Here is a 23,381-nt window from a genome sequence, read left to right on the forward strand (position 1 = left end):
GGAGGGGTAATATGACTGTAGACACAAAGCTACCTTATGATAAAAGTTATATTGAACAGTTTTCTAGCGAACGTAATGAACCTGTATGGATGAAAGAATTACGTGTCAATGCACTAGAACAAGCTGAATCGTTAGAATTACCAAAACCAGATAAAACAAAAATTGGTAATTGGAATTTCACTCGTTTCAAGCATGTCGCTACAGGTGAAACCATTTCTTCATTAACAGAATTACCTGCAGAAATTCAAGATTTCTTTGATGTGGATAACTTACCAGAGAATCTTGTTATTCAACGTAATCATACTGTAGCTTTCGCTAAACTTAATGAAGACTTAATGAGTAAAGGTGTTATTTTCACTGATATTTTCACGGCTTTAAAAGAGCATGAGGATTTAGTGAAACGGTATTACATGAAAGATGCCGTATCCATTGATGAACATAAATTAACTGCTTTACATGCAGCGTTAATGAATGGTGGAATCTTTGTATATGTTCCGAAGAACGTACAAATTGAAGAACCACTTCAAGCGGTATTCTGGCAAGAGGATCCAGAAGTAGCACTTGTAAACCATGTACTAGTAGTTGCAGATGAAAATAGTGAAGTAACGTATGTGGAAAACTATATTTCAAATAACAAAGAAGAAGCAACTGTAGCTAATATTGTAACGGAAGTAATTGCACTAGATAATGCGAAGATATCTTTCGGTGCGGTGGATAACTTTGCTGCAGGAACCACTACTTATATTAATCGTCGTGGTGTCGCTTACCGTCACGCAACTATCGACTGGGCTCTTGGCCAAATGAACGATGGTAATACTGTATCGGAGAATGTGACACACCTAATTGGTGATGGCTCCGTTTCCAATGCAAATGCTGTAACAGTTGGACGTGGAAAACAGATTCAAAACTTTACTGCAAAAATTGCCCAATGGGGTAAAAATTCGGACGCACAAATCCTGCAACGCGGTGTTATGAAAGAAAGTGCAACTTCAATATTTAATGCAATTGGGAAAATTGAGCACGGTGCATCTGGTGCGAATAATGAGCAAACCTCTCGTGTCCTTATGTTAAGTGAAAAAGCCCGTGGAGATGCTAACCCAATTCTACTTATTGATGAAGATGATGTAACAGCAGGACACGCCGCATCTGTAGGACGTGTTGATCCAATGCAATTGTATTACTTGATGAGCCGTGGTATTACACAAGAAGAAGCAGAGCGTTTAATTATTCATGGATTCTTAGATCCAGTAGTATCTCAATTACCTATTGCTGCAGTTAAGAAGCAATTGGAACAAGTAATTGAAAGGAAAGTTAACTAATGGATATAAAAGCCATCAGACAAATGTTTCCGATTCTTGATCAGGAAGTCAATGGCCATCCATTAGTTTATCTGGATTCTTCTGCTACTTCTCAAAAGCCAATCTCTGTTATAGAAGCTGTTGAGAAGTACTATCGTTTTGATAATGCTAATGTCCACCGAGGTGTTCATACGCTTGGTTCTCGTGCTACGGATCAATATGAAGGTGCACGAGAAAAGGTTCGGAGATTCATTAATGCAAGAAGTACTGGAGAAATTATTTTTAATCGTGGTACTACTACTGGGATTAATTCAGTTGCCTTAAGCTATGGGCGAGCTAACTTAAAACCAGGTGATGAGATTCTAATTACGCCTATGGAGCATCATAGTAATATTATTCCTTGGCAACAAGCAGCAAAAGCAACTGGAGCGACATTATCCTATGTTCCATTACAGGATGATGGTACAGTAGCGTTAGAAGATTATCGGCAATTAATTACGGATAACACGAAGATTGTAGCAATTGCACATGTTTCCAATGTATTGGGTACAATAAACCCGATTAAAGAAATTGCTAAAATTGCGCATGAAAAGGGTGCTATTCTAGTAGTAGATGGTGCACAAGGTATTCCACATATGAAAGTGGATGTTCAAGATTTGGACTGTGACTTCTATGCTTTTTCTGGACATAAAATGCTTGCACCAACTGGTATTGGTGTACTTTATGGAAAAAGAGAGTTATTAGAAGAAATGGAACCAGTTGAATTTGGAGGCGAAATGATTGATTTTGTTTCCCTCCAAGATTCCACTTGGAAAGAGCTTCCTTGGAAATTTGAAGGTGGTACACCAATTATTGGCGGTGCTATTGGTCTAGCTACTGCGATCGACTTTTTAGAAGAAGTAGGCATGGATAATATATTAGCACATGAGCAAAAGTTAGCGGATTATGTCATGGACCGATTACGTACTGTTGAAGGAATTAAAGTATATGGACCAGAACACCGAGCTGCTCTTGTAACATTTAATCTTGGAGATGTTCATCCACATGATGTAGCAACTGCATTAGATTCCTTTGGTATTGCTGTTCGAGCGGGACATCATTGTGCCCAACCATTAATGAAGTGGTTAAATGTTACAGCAACAGCAAGAGCAAGCTTTTATCTATATAATACCGAAGAAGATGTAGAAAAATTAGTAGACGGACTCTTGAAGACGAAGGAGTTTTTCGGTCATGTCTTTTAACAATTTGGAAACACTGTACAGACAAGTCATCATGGATCATTATAAAAATCCAAGAAACCGAGGAGAACTCGAGGGTGATGCACTAACGGTGGATATGAACAACCCTACTTGTGGAGATCGAATTCAACTTCAGCTTCAAGTAGAAGATGGAATCGTAATGGACGCGATGTTCCAAGGAGAAGGGTGTTCCATCAGTATGTCCTCTGCATCGATGATGACACAAGTAATTAAAGGAAAGAAAGTATCTGAAGCATTGGCAATGTCTAAGCTCTTTTCTGACATGATGCTTGGGGAAGAAATTGAGTCGGATTTGGACTTAGGAGATGCACAGGCACTTAGCGGTGTATCACAGTTCCCAGCCCGAATTAAATGTGCAACCCTAGCATGGAAAGCAATGGAAAAAGGAGTTCATGAAAAAGACTAGCATTACGTACGATACTATAAGGAGGGTTTATAATGGCAAAGAAAGCGCCTGAAATAGAAGAGTATAAATATGGCTTTCGTGATAAAGACGTTTCCATTTTCCGTACAGAACGTGGTTTAACACGAAGAGTCGTGGAAGAAATTTCTAAAATGAAAGAAGAACCTGAATGGATGCTAGATTATCGCCTAAAAGCATTAGAGCATTTCTATGAGCGTCCAATGCCACAATGGGGTGGAGATCTATCAGGACTTGATTTCGATGAGATTGTTTATTATGTAAAGCCATCTGAAAAACAAGGTAGAACTTGGGATGAGGTACCTGCTGAAATCAAGCAAACATTCGACCGTTTAGGTATACCAGAAGCAGAGCAAAAATACTTGGCAGGGGTGTCTGCTCAATATGAGTCAGAAGTTGTATACCATAGCTTAAAAGAGGACTTAGAAGAGTTAGGAATTGTATTTAAAGATACAGATACGGCTCTTAAAGAAAACGAAGAGTTATTTAAGGAGTACTTTGGTACCGTAATTCCTTATTCTGATAATAAATTTGCAGCGTTAAACTCTGCAGTATGGTCTGGTGGATCATTTATTTATGTTCCAAAAGGTGTAAAAACAAATACGCCACTTCAAGCATATTTCCGTATTAACTCTGAAAATATGGGACAGTTTGAAAGAACATTAATTATCGTGGATGAAGGTGCATCTGTTCATTATGTAGAAGGATGTACAGCTCCAGTGTATACAACCAACTCACTTCATAGTGCGGTTGTTGAAATTATTGTTAAGAAAGATGCGTATTGCCGTTATACAACCATCCAAAACTGGGCAAATAACGTGTATAATCTAGTTACAAAGCGTGCTGTTTGCGACGCTAATGCAACTATGGAATGGATTGATGGTAATATCGGTTCCAAATTAACGATGAAATATCCTGCAGTTCTTCTTAAAGGTGAAGGGGCTCGTGGTAACACGATTTCTATTGCTATTGCAGGTAAAGGGCAAGTACAAGATGCAGGTGCAAAAATGCATCATTTAGCACCAAACACATCTTCTACAATTGTGTCGAAGTCATTCTCTAAGCAAGGTGGTAAAGTATCTTACCGTGGTATCGTTCACTTTGGACGTAAAGCAGATGGTGCACGTGCGAATATTGAGTGTGATACCCTTATCCTTGATAATGAATCAACTTCAGATACGATTCCTTACAATGAGATTTTAAATGATAATATCTCACTTGAACACGAAGCAAAAGTTTCTAAAGTATCGGAAGAACAACTATTCTACTTAATGAGTAGAGGTTTAACCGAGGAAGAAGCTACTGAAATGATCGTAATGGGCTTCATTGAACCATTTACAAAAGAACTTCCAATGGAATATGCGGTAGAAATGAACCGTTTAATTAAATTCGAGATGGAAGGCTCAATCGGTTAATACCTTTAAAATATTTATGTAGTGCTGTTTAAGGCAGTAATTACTAACAATTCGGTTGTGCCTGCTTTGTGCCGACCTTGAAATTATCTTTGCGTATAGAAGACGAACGATATAAGTTCGTCTTCTATTTTTCTATATGAAGCTACATGTTCGTAATCATAAGATAATCTGCTGCATCCAATTGCACCTGACCGTTATTCAATCGTAAAGATTTCATTAAATAGTTCGGTAGGAATCTTTACAAAACAATGCTAAAATGAACATTATAGAGGAATAAAGGACAGAGGTTTTTAATTTGGTATTTTTAATTTGTATAATAGTTGGCATTTTAACAGCATTTGTTGGTAGTCTAGTTGGGCTTGGTGGTGGTGTAATATTAATCCCAATTCTCATCCTGCTTTACCAGTTTGTACCAGGATTTGAATGGGCAACACCACAGGCAATAGTTGGTATTTCTTTAATCACAATGATATTTACTTCTTTAGCGTCGACACTTGCTTATCTGAAAGATGGTAGAGTAGATTATAAAACCGGATTACTTTTCTTATTCGGAAGTATTCCAGGTAGTATATTAGGATCTTGGCTGAATCAATTTATGGAGACTGAAGCATTTTTATTGTATTTTGGCGTATTAGTGATAGGGATTTCCATGTTGTTTTTTATAAAGCAAAAGCCACACAATAGAACGGTATCCAATGGCAAGAATCAACGGACATTTCATGTTGATGGAAAGGTTTATCACTATACTGTTTCTACTTGGTTTGCTTTTTTCCTTTCTTTAATTGTTGGTACATTGTCTGGATTGTTTGGAATAGGTGGGGGATCGATTATGGTCCCAGCGATGATTTTACTATTCGGATTTCCAGTACACATCGCAACAGCTACATCAATGTTTATGATCTTTTTTGTAAGTATTATTGGTGCTACGACACATATTGCTCTCGGGCATATTGTCTGGGAATATGTACTATTCTTCATCCCTGGAGCATGGATTGGTGGCAAGCTGGGGGCTAAGGTAAGCCAAATATTAAAAGGTAAGACATTGGAGTGGATTTTAAGAATAACATTAGTGCTAATTGGTATACGCATGATTATAAATGGGTTAACAGGTTAAGGAGATTTTTTATGCAAGAGAATTTATATTTCTATTACACAAATGACTTACATAGTAATTTTGAACAGTGGCCTAGAGTTGCAACCTTTATGAAGGAAGCAAAAGCAAAAAGAGAAAGAAATAATGAATCATATTGGCTAGTGGATATTGGAGATCATGTGGATAGGGTCCATCCGATTTCGGAAGCGTTATTGGGGAAAGGAAATGTATCATTATTAAATGATCTTGGTTATGATTTGGTAACAATTGGTAACAATGAGGGGATAACATTTGGGCATGAGGAGTTGTTTCATCTGTATGATGACGCAACTTTTCCTGTTGTTTGTGCTAATTTAGAGAGTTTACAAAACCAATTACCAGATTGGCTTCAATCCACCGCAATTATAAAAAGCCTACACGGTGTGAGGATAGGTGTGATAGGGCTTACGGCACCTTTTAATGATTATTATGAGTTATTAGGATGGCATGTTTCTGACCCATATGACGTGTTAGAGACTATGGTTCATGTGCTGAAAGAAAAGACAGATATAATTGTGTTATTGTCACACTTAGGTATTAGTGAGGATCAAGAAATCGCTAGAAGATTTCCGGATATTGATGTCATCATGGGCGGCCATACGCATCATCTGCTCCGTACTGGTGAGGCGGTTAATCAAGCAATAATTACGGCAGCAGGGAAACATTGTCATTATATCGGTGAGGTAATGTTGACCTGGGATCATGAGCAGCAAAAGCTTATTAACAAGCAAGCCCATACAACCGATATTTCGGAATTCTCTATTGATAAAGCTACAAAAGAGACATTAGATAATCTACAAGCACGAGCAGATCGGATTCTAGATGAAAAAGTGGTTGAACTTACAGAATCTATTGAGGTTAACTGGTATCAGCAGTCAGAAATTATGCAGCTTCTAACGAATAAAATTAGGAACATAACGGAAGCCGATTGTGCGATGTTTAATACTGGATTATTATTAGAAGGTTTTCCAAAGGGTGAAATAACACTTGGAGATATTCATCGAGTATGCCCGCATCCCATTAATCCTTGTATAGTAGAACTTACTGGTGCTGAGCTGCTTGAAGTTGTTCGAGCATCCCTTACAAGAGAGTTTATGGAGTTTCCCTTAAAAGGGTTTGGTTTCCGGGGGAAAGTATTAGGAAGAATGGTTTTCTCAGGGATAGAGGTTGAGACGGCCTTTCATCAGAATGGACAGGAATATGTAGTCCAAGTGCTTATGGGAGAGGAACCAGTCGATATTGAACGTAACTTTAGTGTGGTAGTAGCTGATACCTTTACATTTGGTCGATTATTACCTGAAGTTGCGAAATCAGATAAGAAATCCTATATGCTACCAAAGTTTATGAGAGATTATCTAAGAGACACGCTTATGGAGCATTTTTGATAGTTAAACCGGGTTTGGGCTCATATGCTCCGGGGTTAAAGTCGTGACACATGACCTCCTATTTGCATAGTAATATATGGAGCATGCAAAGGAGGCGTCATGGATGATTACGATAAATCCTCTTGAAGTAAACGGCATTATGTTCACTGCAATTAAGGTGGAACTTCCTAAAACAAATCTGTTAATGATAACCAATGAAATTGGGTATATCATGTGTGGGGCACTGGATGTAGATTTATTAAGTGAAAAATTAAAAGATCGTCAAGTGATTGCTGCAAGAGCAGTAGGAGTACGTACCATTGAAGATTTATTAGAGGCTCCTCTTGAAAAAGTTACCGAAGCTTCAAAAGAGCAATTTGGCTGGAAAGTAGGAATGAGTGGAAAAGAAGCCTTAAAACGAATAGCGTAAAATGTCTCCGTTGTGAGGCATTTTTTTTTAGTAAAATATCTAGGAAACCGCAGACAGATGTTCATTCTTAAGATAGCTTTTTCAAAGCAGATTTGATACTATATGGTTATAATAATGTCGAAAAATGCCGCTTTTACCAAAGGCTGGTTAGGAGTACATGAATGAGATTAGTCGCTACAGCATCAGCTCAACCAGGAGATATTCTGGGACAAACGATATATCGTGATAATGGTACCATTTTACTCCATAATGGAGTCCCACTTACAAAGAGGCTTATTGAGCGGTTAGGGGAACAAGGAATAACATATGTTTATATTGAAGATGAAAGAACAAAAGATATTGTGATTGAGCCAGTGATATCGGAACGACTTCGACAGGATGCTACATCTTCTATGAAAAGGCTTTTTGGTAGTATTCAAGCACATAAACTAAACAAAAATTCCTCTGTGTTAGATGAAGAGGGGAAGAATCTAACGGATATAATTGGTAGAATAATGGCTGAAATAGATAGTCATGATGAATCGATTACACTGTTAACGGATATTTATCTAACGGATGACTATGTTTTCCAACATTCTTTAAATGTTACTATCTATTCCTTAGCAATTGGTGCTGAGTTAAAGTTAAATGCAAAAGAGTTAAGTGAACTTGGTAAAGGGGCAATGCTTCACGATATTGGAAAGGTGTTCATTGATCCTGATATTGTCCAAAAGCCAGAACGACTTACAGATGAAGAGTTTGCCATCATGAAAACCCATACTACGCTAGGGTATGAGCTATTAAGAAAGAATTATAATTATTCCGCTGTTGTGGCACATTGTGCATACCAGCACCATGAAAGAATAGATGGTAGTGGATATCCACGTGGATTAAAAGGCAATGAAATTCATTTGTTTGCACAAATTATTGGTGCAGCAGATGTCTTTGATGCAGTTACAAGTAATCGAGTATATCGAAAGGCCATGCTTCCTCATGAGGGGCTTGAGCTCCTATACAGTAGTGCCATTAATCAATTCGATATTCGAATTATTGAGGCCTTCAAAAACAGTGTAGCTGTTTATCCTAATGGAATTTCAGTTGAATTAAATGATAAACGACAAGGTGTTGTTGTTCATCAGAACAAACATATTTGTGATCGACCTGTCATTAGAATTCTGAAAGAAGAGGAGCGAGAGGTTGAACCTTACACGATTGATTTATCGAAGCTACTGAATGTTATGATTACCAAATGTAACCTGGTCTAAAATTTTTGTCCTACCCTCCTTAGAACAAGCATAGATTTGTACTGAGGAGGTATTTTTATGAGAAGGCATCGAATCGGTTTTAAAGGTGGAAGAACAACACCTCCATCGCGATATATATTAATGGTTTCATTTATATTAGTTATTGTGATAACGTATTTTAGCTTAGAATTTATTGATAAGAAGATAACCCCGACCATCATGGAAGTTGCAGAGACAAAAACAAGGGAATTTGCTACTAGAGGAATTAACTCAGCTGTAAAGTTTGCTGAAGAATATACGTTTGAAGATGTGGCTATAACAGAAAAAAATGAGGCTGGTTATATTTCGATAGTCGGTTGGGATTCCTCTGTTGTTAATAAGATCAATCGAGCTGCAACAGACCGTGTGGAAGAGTTTTTTCATAGTATGAATCGAGGAACTCCTCCCCAATATAGCGACCCTCTTGGAGAACCAGACGTGTATGGGAACACGGTGGAAGAACTAGTTGATCGTGATCCAACTGTTATCGAAATACCAATCGGCCAAGCAACTGGGAATTCTATTTTAGCTAATCTAGGTCCAAGGTTACCGGTTAACTTAGAGCTAGTAGGTAGTGTTGAGACAGAATTAATAGAGGAAAAAGAACAGTTAGGGATTAATAATGTCTTTGTTTCACTCTATGTTCAGGTAGAGGCAGATGTCCAAATTGTTATACCATTTACAACGGAAGTGACAAAAGTAAGTACTAGAATATTGATTGACAAAAACTTAGTAATGGGAGAAGTACCAGAATTTTTTGGAGGTACAAGTGGGAATCCATCTATCGCAGTTCCGAAAGAAGACTTGCAAGATGAATAAAATCATAGTATAGTATATTCATAATTTCATAATAAACCTTATCAGATCGGTGAGGTAGAGGTGCGAACAAGATGAGTAATCAATAGGAGAATGACAACGATGATTATTGATGAAAGGCTCGTTTGCCGAAGCGTAATAAGGGTCGAACTTATTATTGCTGGGGTGTCTTTGAATAAGAGGCACACTGTCATGCTGGAAATGGGCATGGAGAACTACAGATCGAAATGGAGGATAACGTATATGCATAAGCAATGATAGGTTATTTTCTATCATTGCTTTTTTGTGTAGAAAAAGAAATTTTGTCAAGCGTATCTCCATGGTCACACAGCACATACTAATTACATCAATGGAGGTAGTAATATGGAAGGAACAATTTATTCTCTTATTCCCGCAATTATCATGCTTGTTTTAGTTTTATTAACTAGAAAGGTACTAATATCATTAGGAGTAGGAATTGCAGTAGGAGCATTATTGATTCACGATTTTCATGTGTGGGGTAGTATAAAGGAAATCTGGAGTGCTTTTTATGGGATAGTCATCTCGGATGGAGCACTTAATACTGGTGGTCTTCAGTTAATAGGATTCTTACTCTTATTAGGAATGATGACTGCTTTACTACAAGCATCAGGAGGCAGTAGAGCCTTTGGTAATTGGATGATGGCTAGAATTAAGACACGAAGAGGCGCACAGCTTATGGCTCCGATTTTAGGTATTATTATATTTATCGATGATTATTTTAATGCCTTAGCTGTAGGACAGATTGCAAGACCTTTAACAGATAGACATAATATTTCTCGAGCAAAACTAGCATATTATATCGATTCAACTTCAGCACCCATCACAGTTATATCACCGATTTCTAGCTGGGGAGCTTATCTAATTGGTGTTGTTGGTGGATTAGTAGTGATGACAGGATTACAGCCATTAGAGGCTTTCATAAGAATGATTCCATATAATCTTTATGCAATTGGTGCATTATTACTTGTCTTTATAACGGCCTTCTTTAACTTAAATATTGGACCCATGAAAAAGCACGAAAATCATGCCATAACAACTGGTGAAGTTATTCCTAAAGGTAAAACTGTTCCAGGAGATTTAACGAATGCATTCAAGCCAAGTGAAAAGGGAAGTGTCTATCATTTATTAATTCCGATCATTGTTTTATTAGTTACGACGATAAGCTCCATGATAATAACTGGAGCAAGAGGAAGTGGTGATACGGTCACATTACTTTCTATTTTTGAGAATACGAATGTTAACTTCTCCTTATTTATTGGTGGAATTGCTGCAGTACTCGTTGCATGTCTATTATATCTAGGTCAGGGAAAACAAGAGGCGAAGACGGGGATTGTATTAGTCGAAGGGATTAAAGCAATGCTTCCAGCTATCTATATTCTATTATTAGCGTGGATGATTGGTTCGATTATTTCAACTTTAGAAACAGGTGAATTTCTAGCAACTGTAGCCGAAAATGCTAGTATTAGTCCTAGTATTTTACCAGTCATTTTCTTTGTTATTTCAGGTCTGATGGCGTTGTCCACTGGTACTTCTTGGGGAACATTCGGAATTATGCTGCCAATCGCCGCTAATGTCATGGCCATTGCAGATACGGAGTTAATTATCCCATCATTAGCTGCAGTGCTGGCTGGGGCAGTATTTGGAGATCATGTTTCACCAATATCGGATACAACGGTTCTTTCTTCAACTGGAGCAGGCGCTAATCATATTGATCACGTGATTACGCAACTACCATATGCATGTATTGTAGCGGTCGCTTCCATTATCGGTTATATCTTAATTGGGGTAACAGGTAGTCTTTTAGTAGGACTATTAGCTACGATTGTTATCATTATTCTAATAGGATTAATCGTTCATACACTTAATAAGAAGCAGTAATTATAATGTAATCGAGAAATAATCTAGAGTTTAACACTATCTTTTATAATGACACATAATCCTGGGACATAACGAAAAGAATTAAATGTAAAACCGAATGATACGCGATACTAGCTCCGGAAATATACGTAGACTCCTGCGGCAGGATAGGGCAAGGTTGAGACCTCTAAAGAAGTAGCACGAGGAGGCTAAGGCAGCCGCCCGGCGGCAAGGTAGACGCTGTGATGTTTCTATCGAGCAGATGTCGCCCCTGTACTGGAAGCAACCGCAAGTATATTTCTGGAGCGGGGTCCTTGCTCATCATTCGGTTTTTCCTTTAAGATAAATTCTTTGTCCCGGCCTCTTGTAGTGTTATTTACGGTAGAGTTAAACTCTTTTTTCATCCATAAATTCCCAAATTTTCAATAAACAAAAAATTTAAAAAATACTTTGACATAAGTAAAAAGTACCGTTATAATACAGACAAGTTCAGTAATTTCAGAAAACTAACACAACTGAAATGATAAGAATAGCTATTCACCTGACTTATTAACACTTTACATAGTGTAATGAGAAAAAATAACATGAGGAGGTCTTTGAATGGAAACACGTTCTCAATGGGGGACAAGAGCTGGGTTTATTTTGGCTGCAGTTGGATCTGCTATTGGTCTAGGAAACATTTGGCGTTTCCCTGCTGTAGCCTATGAAAATGGTGGAGGAGCTTTCTTAATTCCTTACTTGTTTGCGTTATTAACTGCTGGGATTCCAATCCTTATTATGGAATTCACAATTGGCCATAAACATCGTGGATCTGCTCCATTATCGTTTAGAAGAATGAATAAGAAAACAGAAGTTATTGGTTGGTGGGCTGTCTTAGTTGCCTTTGTAATCTCCACATACTATTCTGTTATTATTGCCTGGGCAATGTCTTATTCAGTATTCTCTTTCAATTTAAATTGGGGGGAGGATACAGGTGGATTCTTAATGGGAGAATACCTAAAGCGTACGGTTGAACCTGGTGAAATAGGTAGTATGGTCCCTGGTGTATTAATTCCATTGCTACTTGTTTGGGTAATCACATTAGGAATTCTTTTTAAAGGTGTTAAAAAAGGTATTGAAATTGCTAACCGTATTTTTATTCCAGCATTGATTGTTATCTTTCTAATTATCGTTATTCGGGCAATTACTCTACCTGGTGCTTTAGATGGATTAGAAGCGTTCTTTACACCAGATTTTAGTAAGATTATGAGTGCAGATGTATGGGTAGCGGCCTACGGGCAAATATTCTTTAGTTTATCGATAGCCTTTGCGATCATGATTACCTATTCAAGTTATTTACCAAAGAAATCAGATATAACCAATAATGCATTTATCACAGGATTTGGTAACTCTAGTTTTGAAATTCTTGCTGGTATTGGTGTATTTGGAATACTTGGATTTATGGCAGCACAACAAGGAGTAGGAGTGGATGAGGTGGTAACGGCTGGAATTGGGTTAGCGTTTGTTGTATTTCCTGAAATTATCAACCAATTCCCTGGACTGAATTCGCTTTTTGGATTCTTATTCTTTGCATCACTTGTATTAGCAGGTTTATCATCATTAATCTCCATTACCGAAACTTATGTAGCTGGATTAGTTGATAAATTTAAAATATCGAGAACGAAAGCAGTGGCATTTGGTGGTGGATTAGCAGCACTGATTTCTCTTCTATTTGCTACACAAGGTGGGCTATATTTCCTAGACGCTGCAGATTACTTTATTAATCAATTTGGTGTTGCCTTAATTGGTTTAGTAGAAGTGGTGTTAATTGCATGGATCCTAAGACAACTGAAAGGCATAAAAGAACATGCAAACGATATTTCTGACATAAAGCTGGGCTCTTGGTGGACGATAAGTCTAACTATTATTACACCATTAGTATTAGGTTTTATGATGGTTAGGTTATTAAAGCAGAATTTATTAAGAGAATTCGATACTCCTACCGGCAACTATGAAGGTTATTCCAATGCATTCATCCTTTGGGGTGGTTGGGCCGTAGCAATTGGGGCATTAGTAATTGGTATTATACTGGCCATAACGAAGTGGAAAAAGCCCTCAGTAGAAGAAGAATCTCTCAAAAAGGAGGCACAATAAGATGAGTTGGATTATTTTTATGATACTATCTATTGTCATTGTTTGGGGAGGTTTAGCAACGAGTATTTGGTGGGCAGTAAAAACAGCGAAGCAAGCAAAATAATGTGAAATAAGTGTTTAGGGAAAAGGCTGGGACATAACTTAAAAGAATTAAATGTAAAACCTAATGATATACAATACTAGCTCCGGAGCGTGGACATTGCTCATCATTTGGTTTTTCCTTTAAGATAAATTCTTTTGTCCCAGCCTCTTCCTTTTTCATACTGCCAGTTAGTTGTTTAGAAATGGTTACCTTGGACTTTTTAACTATTATTTATTCTTTGCCATTCTTTCCCATTTTCGTAAATATGGATAAGGATCAAAGGACCACTCACTATATCCATTATCTTTGTACATTCCATAATGCAAATGCGGTGGGAATTTTCCAGATGTGCCAGGAGGTCCATACCCTGTTGATCCAACGCTTCCTATTACATCACCAGGCTTAACAATCTGTCCAACTTTAAGCTCTTCTTCATATCCGCTTAAATGGGCATAATAATGATAGATATTAAAAATATCTCGGATGCCAATTCTCCATCCACCATATAAATTCCATCCCTTCAACTCTACAACACCATACGTAGTGGAATGGACAGGTGTTCCATAGTCAGCGAATATATCTGTACCTTCATGTATTCGATTTCCACCAAACCCTCTGCGATCTCCCCATGTATTCCGGTAACTGTAATTATAATTAGTGGCAACGGGAAAATCTCGGTCAGTAAGATGGATACCATTAAACTTTTTGAATACTTTGGCTGTATTCTTAATCGTTTGTACCGTTAAATCTCTATTATAATAATTCCATAAGGCAATTTTAAAATCCTCTTCTGTATAACCATATTTTTTAATATAGGAAGCCATTGTATATAGAACATCTTCGCCATTAGTAGGGTCAGCCTTATGATCTCCATTTCCATCCTTACCAATTCCCTGAAATAATTGAATGGTATTGATGTCCGTGGAATTATTCCCAGCTCCATACCATATTTCATCAGGTATTCTTATAGAGATTACTTGGTCTTCCTCAATATCCTTGTGTATTTGCCTTTCATATTGGTCTACAGCAGCAATAAAATACCATGGTATTTCTGTAATGGTTTCAGTTTTTTTATATAAAGCCAATCGCTGGTCATAGATGGTTTCCTCTTTTTTTTCATCAGCCAAAACAGATGCTGGAAGAATACAAAGGATAGTAAAAAGTAGTAAGACAGGATAGTATGTTTTATTTTTCATTTCTTCACCTCTTTTTGGAACAGGAATTGGACTAACGATTAGTTAGTCCGTTGTCTCCTCACTATCTTGTCTCCCTTGTGGTGACTTTTCCATTTGTGTAATAATTTGATCAATGGTGTTATCATAGTTTTTATTCTGCGTAGAAGAATTATGCAGGCTTTGGATATCTTGGATTAGTGCCTGATTATCAGACACATACACATCATAGAAACCAGGAAGAATAGATATAGCTGTTTTACTCGCGATATCAGCTGCGATTGCTCGGTCCATTCCTTCGTCATGATCATATGCAATTAATACCTCTTCATCTGTTACTAAAGTAGCTACTCGGTTAAATGCTTCATTTCTAAGAATAAATCTGGCTATCATATCAGCCATTTGTGCACGATTAATCGTTGCAATATGGTCTTCTTCAGTATCCATATTCAATTGATCCCTAGTATAATTAACATAGCCTAATTTATCATTAGCATTTGACGTGTTTTGGGTTTTGTTTTCCCTGTTGGGATCTAATTCATCTAACATTTGCTCTCGTTCACCAGAAGAGTTATCCGTATGTGCACAAGCCGTTAGGATAATTCCTAGTGCTAAGATGCTTAATAAACGTAACATGTCTAATACCTCCTATTCGTTACAAGTAGAACTAATCATAGTTTGTTGTAAATATAAGAATTCATGCAATAAAAAACAGAATAGATGTAACTAGTAAAAGTATGGTAAACTATATACAATGCATGAGGGGTGAGTTTACTTGATCGAACTATTTGGAAAAAATTACGAGTTAATTGAAAATGTAAAAGATGGATTTCAACAAAAAGCACTAGAAGATCGGTATTCTGACATCTTGAAAAAGTATGATTTTATTGTTGGAGATTGGGGTTATGATCAACTCCGCTTAAAAGGTTTTTATCATAACCATAATTCAAAGGCTTCCGAGGACTCTAAAATCAGTGCGTTAGACGATTACCTATATGAATACTGTAACTTCGGCTGTGCATACTTTGTCCTTCAGAAAAAGGATTAATACATAGGACAGGCCATTTTACTATACTAATGGATAGAAATAAATGGCCTGTCCATAAGGAAAAGGATCACTCCTCTTGTTCAGGATTGACATCGTCAGGGTGATCATGAATAGGGTGTGATCCTTCTATTTGCCTAGGAAGATCTTCGTGTAACTGTTTATATGGATATACAAATGCACTTAATCTTCGCTGCCCATTCTCCCACGGTGTTGATTTACTATGGATTACTTCATCCTTGTTGACGGTGGAACCAAATGCTCCTTCTGGAAATTCCTCTGGTATTAGATAATTTTTTTGGTCCCGTACATTAGAAAAATCAGAGAATTGTTTTTTATCTTTTTTACCCATTATCCTCTCAACCCTTTCTTTTTTATATCATTTCCGTGGACTTAAAAATTACTTTTCCATTTGTTGGTTTCTTCACTATTTTGCGGTAGTATTAAAGACATAAGCGTTTAAAATTTATGCTATGATATATAGGTAAACCAAAGCTGGAGGGTCGTATAATGTATTTTGTAGATAGAAAAAAAGTAGAGGATACTTTACAATTTATTGAGCATCTTTTGATTGAATATAAAGAACTGAAGGTCGATTCTTATCAGGAAAAACTCGCACTAGAAAGGTTAGTTCAATTATTAATCGAGTCTATTATTGATGTTGGAAATATGATGATAGATGGGTTTATTATGCGAGATCCAGGTAGTTATGAGGATATTATTGATATTTTAGAGGATGAAAAAGTAATTCCCCAATCAGAAAGCAGTGCCTATAAAGCGGTAATTGAACTAAGGAAAACCTTGGTTAAAGATTATTTACATGTGAATCATGAGGAATTAAATGAGGTCATCTCAACTAACCTTGCAGTTCTTAACCAATTCACCGCCAGAATTCGCGACTATTTAAAAAATGAACTTGACGTGGCAAATGCATTTACGAAAGAGTAAGGAGAATTGTAGTGAAGGATTATCAAGGCTATTTAATTGATCTAGACGGAACAATGTATCGTGGAAATGAAGTAATTGATGAGGCACCAGCATTTATACAAGAGTTAAACAAACGGAACATCGATTATTTATTTTTAACAAATAACTCATCCAAAACCCAGGCTCAAGTATCGGAAAAATTAAATCAGCTTGGGATTGAATCAAATCAAGATAATGTATTTACCACCAGTATGGCTACTGCTAAATACATTAAACAACATTATCCCAATGGGCGTTGTTATTGTATTGGCGAGGTAGGGTTATTTGATGCGATAGAACGGGAAGGGCTAACTGTAATAGATGATAGTGATTGCGATGTAGTCGTTATGGGGATAGATCGCAATATAAGCTATGAAAAGTTAGCGAAAGCGTCACTTGCAGTTCGTAATGGTGCGGCCTTTATATCTACTAATAGTGATAATGCCTTACCAACAGAACGGGGTCTCATGCCAGGAAATGGTGCACTTACCTCTGTCGTGTCGGTTAGTACAGGTGTAGAACCGCAATTTATTGGTAAACCAGAGACAATTATTGTGGAACAGGCATTAGAGGTTCTTGGAACAACGCAGAAAAATACGATTTTGGTTGGCGATAATTACAATACAGATATCAAGGCTGGCATTAATTCTGGAATTGATACATTGATGGTATTTACTGGAGTTACACCATTTGAAGCGTATGAATCTTTACCCGTTAAGCCTACTTACTTTATCCGAGATTTAAGTGAATGGTTTAAATGATAGAGGAAAAGGGTGTAGAGTGTATCGTTTCTGTCTAGAATTATACGAGGCTGGAACATAACTAAAAGAATTAAAGGAAAAACCGAATGATACACGATACTAGCTCATCATTCGGTTTTTCCTTTAATATAAATTCATTTGTTCCAGTCGCTTTCCTCTAGTAAGGTTGAACCAAATAACGATTAATGTACTCAGTTTATAATTTGAAAGCTTCGCGGAAGGCCCCGCAGATGTTTTTTACCGCTAGCGGTTGGGCATATTTCCGAAATGAACGATTACTTAGCATCCTCTGCAGCGTGGGCTAGTCTACTGGAAGCAGCAGCTGCTATCGCTCCAACTATATCATCAAGAAAGGTATGACATTCACCGGTAGATTTGTCATTAAGTTTTTGTAAGATTCCAGGCTTTTGTTTATCGATAAAACCGTAATTCGTAAAACCGATTGAACCATAAACATTAACAATGGAAAATGCTATTATTTCATCTACTCCATATAATCCTTCATCAATTTCGATTGTTGTCTGCAGTGGTTCTTCTAACATCTTCTGCTCAGCAAGCTTATCGAGTTGAATACCGGTAAGGATGGCATTTTGTACCTCTCGTTTTTCTAATACACGATCTACATTATATAGACAATCCTCCATACTTAAGTCTTCATGATATTTTGACTGTAAATAATACACTAGCTCAGCAATGTCTTTTAATGTAACACCTCTTTCTTTTAATAACTCTCTAGCTTTTTGTTCAAGCACGCTTTGGTTAATTTTTTTATCCATGATAGTACTGATTCTCCTTTTAATGGTTAAGATTAGCTAAGTTTCTCATACATTTATAGTAATGGTGTGTGGGAGGGAATCTTGATGAAAGAAATATTGTTAGTTAATTATAATGTTCATACAACAGAACAAGTAATAATTAATGGTAGAGAAGGATTTAGGGATCATGATTACTTTTATTTTATCATTTCCGCAAGAAACAAGGAAATGATTCATTTAGAGCAAGCAGCACTTGCCTATTATCTTTCCGAAATTGGTTATAATCATACAGCAGTTCCAATACCAACAATGGGAAAAAGCTGGTTTGTTGAAAAAGATCATCATCCATATTTGGTGCTACGAGTACCAGCAGTCCAAGAGAAAATTGTGAAATCACCTGGAACGTTATTAGCGGAGTTTCATAACCAAACGGCTACATACAGTTATGAACCACAAGAAATTTCTAGTTATGGCCAATGGAAGGAATTATGGATCAAAAAATTAACAGCCTATGAACAGAAAATTAAGCAAGATGCAGATTCTATGCATAATAAATATTATCGCTTATTAGTGGATGTCTTTCCTTATATAATTGGAATAAGTGAGAATGCTATTCAATACTTACAGGAGAGTGAAAGTGATAAACGGTTTCATCAAGGTGATCAAGGAGTATTTGCATTTCGCAGATACAAGGATCATTTGGCTCAACCAGTAATTTGGACGGACGAATTAGTGTATGATCATCCAACACGAGATTTAGCTGAATATATTCGTTATAAATTGATGGAGAATGACTTTAATGAGGAAGAAATTCTTACCTTTATCACGGATTATCAAGAGAATCGAGCATTATCTATTTTTAGTTGGAGATTATTATATGCAAGACTGGTTTACCCCATTCATTTATATGATTTTGTCGAAGCGAGCTTTAAGGGAGAAGATTACGAGCGGTATTATATAGAATTAAAGAGATTGATAAAGAAACAAGCACAATATGAAAAACGATTAGCGAGGCTTTTTGAGTATTTGAATTTTGATTATAGAAAGTATGAGTTGCCTGTTATAAAATGGTTAAATCCATAGAAATCTTGAGAAGAGGTATCTAATGAGCTTCGCTACGTTTGTTAATATCAGAGATTAGAGAGAAATCACTGGTAATTAGCCTCTAGCAATAAAAAAGCAGGCAACCTATGTTGTCTGCTTTAAAGATATATTTAAAATACTTGTTCGATTTCCTTTACACCTGGTACTTCAGCCATTAATGCACGCTCGATACCTGCTTTTAATGTAATGGTTGAGCTTGGGCAGTTGCCACATGCACCCATGAGACGAAGAAGTACAATGCCATCATCATCAACATCAATTAATTCCACATCTCCACCGTCACGTAGTAAGAATGGGCGCAATTTGTTTAATACTTCTTGAACTTGTTCACGCATTATCCATCTTCTCCTTTCCTATCCTTCATTATATAGCTGTTTAGACAAAAAATCTATTTTTTTTATAGAGCGAATGTATCGGAGAATCTAATGTTCTCCTCAAAGTAGACACGCTATGGAATGCTATTATCCGCTGACTTCCACCAGACAAAGTTTCCTGTATTTTGTGTCAAAAAACAAGAAGGTTCTTTCTCTAAACGTTACAAATTACATATATTAGTTATTATTATTTTATCTTTATAGTAAGGTTTTGTAAAATAAAAGAAACTATGTAACTTGGGGAAGGGGAGGAACTATTGGATAAGAACAATGTAGTAATTACCGTATATGGAGCAGAACAGATATGTGCTAGTTGTGTTGGTGCTCCGGGCTCTAAAGACACATATGAATGGTTGCAAGCAGCAATTACAAGAAAATATGAAGCGGATCAAATTCGCTATGAATATGTCGATATAAATTCTCCACAGGAGGATGAGAAACATCAACAATTTGTTGAACGGATTTTGGAGGAAGATTTATTCTATCCGATTGTTTTCGTGAACAATCAGATGGTAGCAGAAGGTATCCCAAGACTGAAAACAATTTATGAAGCATTGGATCAATGCCACGTGAAAATGCTAGACGAAATGAAATGAGGGCTTACCGATGGAAATACCATATATTAAAATGCATGGATTAGGTAATAATTACATTTATCTAGATTTATTTAAATTTGAAATAGCAGAAGAGCGATTATCTGATATTGCCCAAAAAGTTTCGAATGTTAATACAGGGATTGGTTCTGATGGCTTGATCTTGATTCACCCCAGTAATGTTGCGCCAATAGGGATGCGCATTTTTAATAAGGATGGCTCTGAAGGGATGAGCTGTGGCAATGGATTACGATGTACAGCAAAATATGCATTTGAAGCTGGGCTTGTTCAGGATACTAGTTTTCAAATTGAAACAAGAGCTGGAAATGTGGAAGCAGAAGTTAAGCTGATGGGGGATGAAGTAGAAGAGGTTACGATTAATATGGGTAAGCCTATTTTGAGACGTTCTTTGATTCCGATGGCAGGCAAGGAGCGGGAAAAGGTAGTAAATGAGACCTTTATTGTCGCTGGAGAGGAATTAAAGGTTACAGCAGTTTCTATGGGGAATCCCCATGCGGTGTTTATGGTTGAGGATATTAACAAAGCTCCCTTATATGAGCTAGGAGAAACAATCGAAAAAGATCCGCGTTTTCCAGAAGGGGTAAATGTAGAATTTGTTGAAGTACTAAATGAATCAGAATTGAATTTTCGAGTTTGGGAAAGAGGCTCAGGGGTCACACAGGCTTGTGGTACGGGAGCGTGTGCGGCTGTAGTGGCTGCAACTCTAAATCAGCTGATTCCTAAACATAAGACCATAACCGTACACCTGGACGGAGGAGATTTATTTATTACTTGGGATGAGAATGATGATGTTTGGATGAATGGAGGAGCAGATATTATAGCTTCGGGTGTTTACCATTATCGTTAATGGTTAATCTTATTATTTGAAAACTAGCTAAACAAGTAGGTATACTTGATACATGGATTTTGATAGGAGGAATAAAGATGGTTTTAACGCTAACAGATAGTGCAAGTCTCCAAATTAAAGAAATGATGAAAAGTGAAACAGGCAATGTACGTCTTCGCTTTGGTGTAAAGGGTGGCGGCTGCAGCGGATTATCTTATTCACTCGGTTTTGATCAGGAACTTAATGATGAGTTAGATCTTGTGGAAGAAATAAATGGTATTCCAGTTGTGATATCGAAACTAGATATTCCTATTATAGAAGGGACAACTATCGATTATAAGCAGAATATGATGGGTGGCGGGTTTAGCATTGATAATCCAAATGCGATTCTTTCTTGTGGCTGTGGATCCTCTTTCCGCACGAAGGAAACAGTAGGCGCTCCTGAGAAATGTTAGAAAAACCATTAAGCTTAACTGGAAAATAACATATAACAATGTTTAACCTATTTTATTCGATAAAAGTTTTAGACAGCCTAATTGGTATAGAGTTTTACCAATCAGGCTTTTTATCTTTGATTGTAATATTCTATAACCATAGAACGATAACAAGTTAATACATAATGTTTAGGGAGCACGTATGGTGCTGAACATATTTTATCTAATTGGTTATTATTCGATGGAGGAGACAGAAGGTTTTATGATAAGTTACTCGAATTATAAAAGCCCTTACCATTCGCTAAGGGCTGGTTTACATCCATAATATAGAGTTGAACGTAGCTCTAGGCTGGCTTACCCTAAATAAACCGCCATTTGTTGGAGCTGGAAATTTAATAGATGGAGGGGTTGTTATTATGTGACGACGATTAGGGTTTACATCACATAAATTACTAATAGAATCTTGAATAACCGTTCTAGTTAGAGTAACGGTTGTTCTAAGTTATATAATCTTCCAATTGTTATATCTAGAAGGTTGGGTAATAAAAAGCTAAAAATGGTACAGTAAAAAGCATGAAAAGGTCAAAAGTCCTTTCCATGCTTTTCTTATTTATTACAAAAAATTAGTACGTTATTCAAACATACTTGTTGAATGCTTTGGCTGTACCCTTGCTTTTGGATCAATATATTGTTTTGCGTTGTTAATTGCAGTTGGACCTTCACCGAATCCAGTTGCAATTAATTTGATTTTTCCAGGGTATGTACAAATATCGCCTGCTGCATAAATACCTGGGATATTGGTTTCCATTTTGGTGTTAACGACGATACTATTTTTTTCAATTTTAAGGCCCCAATCTTTAATCGGTCCTAACGTTGAAATGAAACCATAATTACAAATGACATCATCCACTTCAAGTTCGATTTGACGATCACCTTTTACTTCTTCTAAAAGGATTGCTTCAATTTTATCAGAAGTATTAATATTAGTTGGAGCAAATGGCGTTAGTATGTCTACGTTTCCGCTTTTCAATTGCTCTACACTATGTTCATGTGCTCTAAACTCGTTGCGGCGATGGACTAACGATACTTTTTCGGCTATTGGTTCAAGCATTAATGCCCAGTCTACAGCGGAGTCCCCGCCGCCAAGAATAGCGACTTTCTTATCTTTGAAGCGATTCATGTCTTTTACATAGTAGTGTAAATTGATTCCTTCATAATCCTCGGAATTATTTATATTCAAACGACGTGGTTGGAACGCACCATTCCCTGCTGTTATGATGATTGTTTTCGTATAGTGAATTTCACCCGTGTTGGAAGTTAGCTTGAACGATTCATCCTCAAGCCGCTCCACTGTTTCAATCGATTGACCAAGTACGATGGTAGGGTCAAACATCTGTGCTTGTTTCTCTAAATTATCCACTAGTTCTTGAGCACGAACCTTAGGGAAACCAGCGATATCATATATATATTTCTCTGGATATAGTGCAGTTAACTGCCCACCAGTATGGGGTAAACTTTCAATAATCTTTACACTTGCTTGACGCATCCCACCATAAAAAGCTGTAAATAAACCTGCTGGGCCTGCGCCGATAATGGTAACATCAAATACTTTGTCAGACATCCCATAACCTCCTTTTTGGAAAATACCAATAATATAGTAACACAAATTTACTGTACTTGTAATTGAACTGACTTCTTTTAGTAAAGATTAGCAAATAAAAATAAGGCTTGAAAATTATTAGGAAAAGGTCTATTATATAGGGTGGACAATATATTACGTTTATGTGACAACCCACTATAATTACTGTTCTCATCTGTTATTATTCTATTAAGTGAAATT

At 36.9% G+C, this 23,381-nt stretch carries 26 protein-coding genes and 1 riboswitch; of the genes, 19 read left to right on the forward strand and 7 right to left on the reverse strand.

Annotated elements, in window-relative coordinates; translation table 11 throughout:
- Positions 1–11 precede the first annotated feature (11 nt).
- From sufD to ACSKT4_RS15875, 10 genes are all read left to right on the forward strand, one after another.
- Positions 12–1,319 (forward strand): Fe-S cluster assembly protein SufD, encoded by a 1,308-nt coding sequence (sufD, locus tag ACSKT4_RS15830; protein WP_186870940.1) that lies wholly within the window; start codon positions 12–14, stop codon positions 1,317–1,319.
- The gene (locus ACSKT4_RS15835; protein ID WP_186870939.1) at positions 1,319–2,539 is read left to right on the forward strand and encodes a cysteine desulfurase; all 1,221 of its coding nucleotides are present in this window, start codon (positions 1,319–1,321) and stop codon (positions 2,537–2,539) included. The genes sufD and ACSKT4_RS15835 overlap by 1 nt, the downstream gene beginning before the upstream one ends.
- Positions 2,529–2,963: a Fe-S cluster assembly sulfur transfer protein SufU gene (gene sufU, locus ACSKT4_RS15840; RefSeq protein WP_186870938.1), complete on the forward strand. Its 435-nt coding sequence runs from the start codon at positions 2,529–2,531 to the stop codon at positions 2,961–2,963. The genes ACSKT4_RS15835 and sufU overlap by 11 nt, the downstream gene beginning before the upstream one ends.
- A 32-nt stretch (positions 2,964–2,995) precedes the next feature.
- Positions 2,996–4,393 carry a Fe-S cluster assembly protein SufB gene (gene sufB, locus ACSKT4_RS15845; protein ID WP_186870937.1) on the forward strand — a complete coding sequence of 466 codons (1,398 nt, stop codon included), beginning with the start codon at positions 2,996–2,998 and terminating at the stop codon, positions 4,391–4,393.
- A 295-nt stretch (positions 4,394–4,688) separates the two neighbouring features.
- Positions 4,689–5,507, forward strand: a complete 819-nt coding sequence (locus ACSKT4_RS15850) for a sulfite exporter TauE/SafE family protein (RefSeq protein WP_186870936.1) — start codon at positions 4,689–4,691, stop codon at positions 5,505–5,507.
- An 11-nt stretch (positions 5,508–5,518) separates the two neighbouring features.
- On the forward strand, positions 5,519–6,910 hold the full coding sequence (locus ACSKT4_RS15855) for a bifunctional metallophosphatase/5'-nucleotidase (RefSeq protein ID WP_186870935.1): 1,392 nt from the start codon (positions 5,519–5,521) through the stop codon (positions 6,908–6,910).
- A 103-nt stretch (positions 6,911–7,013) separates the two neighbouring features.
- Positions 7,014–7,319: a YunC family protein gene (locus ACSKT4_RS15860; protein WP_186870934.1), complete on the forward strand. Its 306-nt coding sequence runs from the start codon at positions 7,014–7,016 to the stop codon at positions 7,317–7,319.
- 161 nt (positions 7,320–7,480) lie between these two features.
- Positions 7,481–8,563 (forward strand): HD-GYP domain-containing protein, encoded by a 1,083-nt coding sequence (locus ACSKT4_RS15865; RefSeq protein ID WP_186870933.1) that lies wholly within the window; start codon positions 7,481–7,483, stop codon positions 8,561–8,563.
- A gap of 57 nt (positions 8,564–8,620) precedes the next feature.
- Entirely contained in the window at positions 8,621–9,400 is a 780-nt protein-coding gene (gene yunB, locus ACSKT4_RS15870) for a sporulation protein YunB (protein WP_186870932.1), read from the forward strand.
- Positions 9,401–9,447: 47 nt separating this feature from the next.
- A riboswitch (Lysine riboswitch) is annotated at positions 9,448–9,623 on the forward strand.
- A gap of 137 nt (positions 9,624–9,760) precedes the next feature.
- Positions 9,761–11,296: a Na+/H+ antiporter NhaC family protein gene (locus ACSKT4_RS15875; protein ID WP_186870931.1), complete on the forward strand. Its 1,536-nt coding sequence runs from the start codon at positions 9,761–9,763 to the stop codon at positions 11,294–11,296.
- Between the two features lie 230 nt (positions 11,297–11,526).
- Here ACSKT4_RS15875 and ACSKT4_RS15880 read toward each other — a convergent pair whose 3' ends face one another.
- Positions 11,527–11,679 carry a hypothetical protein gene (locus ACSKT4_RS15880; RefSeq protein WP_186870930.1) on the reverse strand — a complete coding sequence of 51 codons (153 nt, stop codon included), beginning with the start codon at positions 11,677–11,679 and terminating at the stop codon, positions 11,527–11,529.
- A 196-nt stretch (positions 11,680–11,875) separates the two neighbouring features.
- Here ACSKT4_RS15880 and ACSKT4_RS15885 point away from each other — a divergent pair, with 196 nt between their 5' ends.
- Positions 11,876–13,408, forward strand: coding sequence for a sodium-dependent transporter (locus ACSKT4_RS15885; RefSeq protein WP_186870929.1), 1,533 nt, complete (start codon positions 11,876–11,878; stop codon positions 13,406–13,408).
- A 1-nt stretch (position 13,409) separates the two neighbouring features.
- Positions 13,410–13,511 (forward strand): MetS family NSS transporter small subunit, encoded by a 102-nt coding sequence (locus ACSKT4_RS15890; protein WP_186870928.1) that lies wholly within the window; start codon positions 13,410–13,412, stop codon positions 13,509–13,511.
- A gap of 206 nt (positions 13,512–13,717) precedes the next feature.
- Here the strand turns inward: ACSKT4_RS15890 and ACSKT4_RS15895 are convergent, their stop codons facing one another.
- Both ACSKT4_RS15895 and ACSKT4_RS15900 read right to left on the reverse strand, forming a co-directional pair.
- The gene (locus ACSKT4_RS15895) at positions 13,718–14,686 is read right to left on the reverse strand and encodes a M23 family metallopeptidase (RefSeq protein ID WP_186870927.1); all 969 of its coding nucleotides are present in this window, start codon (positions 14,684–14,686) and stop codon (positions 13,718–13,720) included.
- 42 nt (positions 14,687–14,728) lie between these two features.
- On the reverse strand, positions 14,729–15,298 hold the full coding sequence (locus tag ACSKT4_RS15900; protein WP_186870926.1) for a YhcN/YlaJ family sporulation lipoprotein: 570 nt from the start codon (positions 15,296–15,298) through the stop codon (positions 14,729–14,731).
- Between the two features lie 139 nt (positions 15,299–15,437).
- Here ACSKT4_RS15900 and ACSKT4_RS15905 point away from each other — a divergent pair, with 139 nt between their 5' ends.
- Entirely contained in the window at positions 15,438–15,710 is a 273-nt protein-coding gene (locus ACSKT4_RS15905) for a YutD family protein (RefSeq protein ID WP_186870925.1), read from the forward strand.
- 67 nt (positions 15,711–15,777) lie between these two features.
- Here the strand turns inward: ACSKT4_RS15905 and ACSKT4_RS15910 are convergent, their stop codons facing one another.
- Entirely contained in the window at positions 15,778–16,059 is a 282-nt protein-coding gene (locus ACSKT4_RS15910) for a hypothetical protein (protein WP_186870924.1), read from the reverse strand.
- Between the two features lie 158 nt (positions 16,060–16,217).
- Between ACSKT4_RS15910 and hepT the strand changes: the two genes are divergently transcribed.
- Both hepT and ACSKT4_RS15920 read left to right on the forward strand, forming a co-directional pair.
- Positions 16,218–16,655: a type VII toxin-antitoxin system HepT family RNase toxin gene (gene hepT, locus ACSKT4_RS15915; protein ID WP_186870923.1), complete on the forward strand. Its 438-nt coding sequence runs from the start codon at positions 16,218–16,220 to the stop codon at positions 16,653–16,655.
- A gap of 11 nt (positions 16,656–16,666) precedes the next feature.
- Complete coding sequence (locus ACSKT4_RS15920) at positions 16,667–17,434, forward strand: TIGR01457 family HAD-type hydrolase (RefSeq protein WP_186870922.1); 768 nt, start codon at positions 16,667–16,669, stop codon at positions 17,432–17,434.
- Between the two features lie 275 nt (positions 17,435–17,709).
- Here the strand turns inward: ACSKT4_RS15920 and ACSKT4_RS15925 are convergent, their stop codons facing one another.
- Positions 17,710–18,210, reverse strand: a complete 501-nt coding sequence (locus ACSKT4_RS15925; protein ID WP_186870921.1) for a phosphatidylglycerophosphatase A family protein — start codon at positions 18,208–18,210, stop codon at positions 17,710–17,712.
- Positions 18,211–18,294: 84 nt separating this feature from the next.
- Between ACSKT4_RS15925 and ACSKT4_RS15930 the strand changes: the two genes are divergently transcribed.
- Positions 18,295–19,272 carry a protein kinase family protein gene (locus ACSKT4_RS15930; RefSeq protein WP_186870920.1) on the forward strand — a complete coding sequence of 326 codons (978 nt, stop codon included), beginning with the start codon at positions 18,295–18,297 and terminating at the stop codon, positions 19,270–19,272.
- 131 nt (positions 19,273–19,403) lie between these two features.
- On the opposite strand, the gene ACSKT4_RS15935 is transcribed toward ACSKT4_RS15930, so the two are convergent.
- Entirely contained in the window at positions 19,404–19,628 is a 225-nt protein-coding gene (locus ACSKT4_RS15935; RefSeq protein ID WP_010095023.1) for a NifU family protein, read from the reverse strand.
- 296 nt (positions 19,629–19,924) lie between these two features.
- On the opposite strand from ACSKT4_RS15935, the gene ACSKT4_RS15940 reads away from it, so the two are divergent.
- The 3 genes from ACSKT4_RS15940 to ACSKT4_RS15950 all read left to right on the forward strand — a co-directional run bounded on the left by ACSKT4_RS15940 (position 19,925) and on the right by ACSKT4_RS15950 (position 21,562).
- On the forward strand, positions 19,925–20,263 hold the full coding sequence (locus tag ACSKT4_RS15940; RefSeq protein ID WP_186870919.1) for a YuzD family protein: 339 nt from the start codon (positions 19,925–19,927) through the stop codon (positions 20,261–20,263).
- 10 nt (positions 20,264–20,273) lie between these two features.
- Positions 20,274–21,128, forward strand: coding sequence for a diaminopimelate epimerase (gene dapF / locus ACSKT4_RS15945; protein WP_186870918.1), 855 nt, complete (start codon positions 20,274–20,276; stop codon positions 21,126–21,128).
- 77 nt (positions 21,129–21,205) lie between these two features.
- Positions 21,206–21,562 carry a HesB/IscA family protein gene (locus ACSKT4_RS15950; protein ID WP_186870917.1) on the forward strand — a complete coding sequence of 119 codons (357 nt, stop codon included), beginning with the start codon at positions 21,206–21,208 and terminating at the stop codon, positions 21,560–21,562.
- Between the two features lie 610 nt (positions 21,563–22,172).
- Here ACSKT4_RS15950 and ACSKT4_RS15955 read toward each other — a convergent pair.
- Positions 22,173–23,162, reverse strand: coding sequence for an NAD(P)/FAD-dependent oxidoreductase (locus ACSKT4_RS15955; protein WP_186870916.1), 990 nt, complete (start codon positions 23,160–23,162; stop codon positions 22,173–22,175).
- Positions 23,163–23,381 lie beyond the last annotated feature (219 nt).

The sequence above is a fragment of the Ornithinibacillus liuyingii genome (assembly GCF_055550225.1).